Source organism: Pseudomonas sp. NPDC087639, from assembly GCF_044743385.1.
In the GTDB taxonomy this organism is placed as follows: Bacteria; Pseudomonadota; Gammaproteobacteria; order Pseudomonadales; family Pseudomonadaceae; genus Aquipseudomonas.
The window spans coordinates 1-3,757 of record NZ_JBIUWI010000141.1 but is presented as its reverse complement, the minus strand read 5'-3'; the positions used below and the strand labels follow the sequence as shown (position 1 = coordinate 3,757).

The following is a 3,757-nucleotide window of genomic DNA, read 5'->3' as shown; positions in this document are numbered from 1 at the left end:
CTTGTGGTTAATACCGAGTGCAAGGAAGGCCATTCAAGGTCGCTGATGGTGACGTGAAGCCGGCAATTGTCCACCTTCGTCAGATTCAGAACAACTACCGCTGACTATTGTCCCAATTGTCCGCCCCTATAATGGGCACAATTGAGACTCGGTTATGTTTGGCCGAAGGCTTGTGTCATGATGATCCGACCGCAGGTTAGTCGTCCTCTTCCTATATGAATAGATCTTCCGCGTTGCTCCTTGCTTTTGTCTTCCTCAGCGGCTGCCAGGCCTTGGCCCCCGTTGCGCCGAATGGTACGCCATCGGTAGAAGACACCACGCCCGCCCCTGAAAAGCCCAAGGTTTACAGCTCGTTCAGCGAAGAAACCGTGTTCAGCCTGCTGAGCGCCGAACTCGCCGGCCAGCGCAATCGTTTCGACATTGCCCTGGACAACTACGTGACCCAGGCCATCAACACTCAGGATCCGGGCGTCTCCGAGCGTGCGTTCCGCATCGCCGAGTACCTTGGCGCCGATCAACCGGCCCTCGATACCGCGCTGATCTGGGCGAAAAACGCCCCGGACGATCTCGAAGCGCAACGCGCCGCCGCGGTGCAACTGGCACGCGCCGGGCGTTACGACGACTCGATGGTCTATATGGAGAAAGTCCTGCAAGGCAAGGGCGATACCCATTTCGATTTCCTCGCACTGTCGGCGGCCGATACTGATCAGGAAACCCGCAACGGCCTGATGAAAAGTTTCGACCGTTTGTTGCAGCGTCACCCGAACAACAGTCAGCTGATTTTCGGCAAGGCCCTGCTCATGCAGCAGGATGGCGACAACAAAGCGGCACTGGCCCTGCTCGAAGACAATCAGCCGGAAGACGGCGAAATCGCCCCGATCCTGCTGCGCGCACGTCTTCTCCAGCTCCTGAACCGTGGCGACGAAGCCCTGCCGCTGCTGAAAAAGAACATCAAGAAATACCCGGACGACAAGCGTCTGCGCCTGACTTACGCGCGCATGCTGGTTGAACAGGACCGGATGGACGACGCCAAGGCCGAGTTCTCCGGCCTCGTTCAGCAATACCCGGAAGACGACGAACTGCGTTACTCGCTGGCGCTGGTGTGCCTGGAAGCCAAGGCCTGGGACGAGGCCAAGGGTTATCTGGAAGACCTGATCGCCCGTGAAAGCCATGTCGATTCGGCGCACCTTAACCTCGGTCGTATCGCCGAAGAGCGCAATGACCCGCAAGGCGCACTGATCGAATACGCCCAGGTCGGCCCGGGCAATGACTATCTGCCCGCGCAGTTGCGTCAGGCCGACATTCTGATGAACAACGGCAAAACCGCCGAAGCACAAAGCAAACTGGCGGCCGAGCGTGACGAACAACCCGATTACGCGATCCAGTTGTACCTGATCGAATCGGAAACCCTGTCGGCCAACAAACAGGACGACAAGGCCATGAAAGTCTTGCAGCAAGCCTTGCTGCAATACCCGGACGATCTGAATCTGCTGTACACCCGCGCCATGCTTGCGGAAAAGCGCAACGATCTGGCGCAGATGGAAAAAGACCTGCGCCTGATCATCAAGCGCGATCCGGACAATGCCATGGCGCTGAACGCGCTGGGCTACACCCTGTCCGACCGCACCACCCGCTACGCTGAAGCCAAGACGCTGATCGAGCAGGCGCACCAGATCAACCCGGAAGACCCGGCAGTACTCGACAGCCTCGGCTGGGTGAATTACCGCTTGGGCAACCTGGACGACGCCGAGAAATATCTGCGTCAGGCGCTGGAGCGTTTCCCTGATCACGAAGTCGCCGCACATCTGGGCGAAGTCCTGTGGACCAAGGGCAATCAGCGCGAAGCCAAACAAATCTGGGGCAAATTCCTCAAGGATCAGCCCGACAGCACCATTCTGCGCAGCACCATCAAGCGCCTGACCGGATCCGAGACTCTTTAATGTTTTTGCGCCACGTTATTGTTTTCAGCTTCATCGCCCTGCTCGCCGGTTGCGCGGGCTTCGGCGCTCGCGAATCGGTAGAAGGCCACGGCAGCCCGGCTCAATGGGCCGCGAACAAACAGCAACTGACCGGCCTTGACGGCTGGCAGATCGACGGCAAGATCGGCATCCGCGCCCCGAAAGACTCGGGCAGCGGCACGCTGTTCTGGCTGCAGCGTCAGGACTATTACGACATTCGACTCTCCGGCCCGCTGGGTCGTGGTGCGGCACGTTTGACCGGGCGTCCGGGCAAGGTGTCGCTGGAAGTCGCCAATCAGGGTCGCTATGAATCGCAGTCGCCGGAAACGCTGCTGGAAGAGCAACTTGGCTGGAAACTGCCAGTGTCGAACCTCGCCTGGTGGGTGCGTGGCCTGCCGGCGCCGGAAAGCAAAAGCCGTCTGAGTCTGGATGCCGACAGCCGCCTGGCCAACCTTGAACAGGATGGCTGGAAAGTCGAATACACCGCCTACACCGAACAAAATGGTTACTGGTTGCCCGAGCGCATCAAACTGCACGGCACTGACCTGGACGTGACGCTGGTGATCAAGACCTGGCAGCCGCGCAAACTGGGGCAATAAGCATGAGCGCTGCACGCCTGACTCTGCCGTCGCCGGCCAAACTCAATCTGATGCTGCACATTCTTGGTCGCCGTGAAGACGGTTATCACGAGTTGCAGACGCTGTTCCAGTTTGTCGATTACGGCGACGAAATCACTTTTGCCGTTCGCGATGACGGCGTGATTCAACTGCACACCGAATTCGCAGGCGTGCCCCACGACAGCAACCTGATCGTGCGCGCGGCGAAGATGTTGCAGGAGCAATCCGGTTGCTCTCTTGGCATCGACATCTGGATCGACAAAGTGCTGCCCATGGGCGGCGGCATTGGTGGCGGCAGTTCCAACGCGGCGACAACCCTGCTCGGTCTCAATCATCTGTGGCAGTTGTGCTGGGATGAAGATCGACTCGCCGCACTGGGCTTGTCGCTTGGCGCTGATGTTCCGGTTTTCGTCCGTGGCCACGCAGCGTTTGCCGAGGGCGTAGGCGAAAAACTCACCCCGGTCGATCCCGAAGAACCGTGGTATCTCGTGCTTGTGCCGCAAGTCGCTGTAAGTACGGCAGAAATTTTTTCCGATCCTTTGTTGACACGTAACACGCCGCCCATTAAAGTGCGCCCCGTTCCCGAGGGAAACAGTCGAAATGACTGCTTGCCGGTGGTTGCAAGGCGTTATCCAGAAGTACGTAACGCATTGGATTTGCTAGGTAAATTTACCGAAGCAAAGCTCACCGGAACTGGAAGTTGTGTGTTTGGGGGCTTCCCAAGCAAAGCTGAAGCTGATAAAGTCTCGGCCCTTCTGACAGAGACCCTTACAGGGTTTGTAGCAAAAGGAAGCAACGTTTCGATGTTGCATCGCAAGCTGCAAAGTCTGCTCTAAAGGAACCAAGTGCTCGGCACTTGATGCAACAGATACAGGGGCGTCGCCAAGCGGTAAGGCAGCAGGTTTTGATCCTGCCATGCGTTGGTTCGAATCCAGCCGCCCCTGCCATTTTCTATACTCATCCAGGTTACCCTCAGCCTCTAGGTACTGCGCGTGTCCAAGATGATGGTCTTTACGGGGAACGCTAACCCCGATCTGGCTCGGCGTGTTGTACGTCAGCTGCATATCCCTCTCGGTGACATCTCTGTCGGTAAGTTCTCCGACGGCGAAATTACTGCCGAGATCAATGAAAACGTTCGCGGTAAAGACGTTTTCATTATTCAGCCGACTTGCGCTCCGACCA

General features: G+C 57.8%; 4 protein-coding genes and 1 tRNA gene. All 5 read left to right on the top strand.

Annotation, left to right across the window (positions count from 1 at the left end; translation table 11 throughout):
* The first annotated feature begins 215 nt into the window (after positions 1-215).
* Entirely contained in the window at positions 216-1,940 is a 1,725-nt protein-coding gene (locus ACIOVB_RS27170; protein ID WP_401272232.1) for a tetratricopeptide repeat protein, read from the top strand.
* A complete protein-coding gene (lolB, locus tag ACIOVB_RS27165; RefSeq protein ID WP_187678056.1) occupies positions 1,940-2,557 on the top strand; it encodes a lipoprotein insertase outer membrane protein LolB in 618 nt (205 codons plus the stop codon). Before ACIOVB_RS27170 ends, lolB begins: the two co-directional genes overlap by 1 nt.
* Before the next feature lie 2 nt (positions 2,558-2,559).
* The gene (gene ispE / locus ACIOVB_RS27160; RefSeq protein ID WP_401272231.1) at positions 2,560-3,411 is read left to right on the top strand and encodes a 4-(cytidine 5'-diphospho)-2-C-methyl-D-erythritol kinase; all 852 of its coding nucleotides are present in this window, start codon (positions 2,560-2,562) and stop codon (positions 3,409-3,411) included.
* 36 nt (positions 3,412-3,447) lie between these two features.
* Positions 3,448-3,522: transfer RNA gene (locus tag ACIOVB_RS27155), tRNA-Gln, on the top strand.
* A 45-nt stretch (positions 3,523-3,567) separates the two neighbouring features.
* Positions 3,568-3,757, top strand: a 190-nt coding sequence (locus tag ACIOVB_RS27150) for a ribose-phosphate pyrophosphokinase-like domain-containing protein (protein WP_401272230.1), incomplete at its 3' end; no start/stop codon positions are given.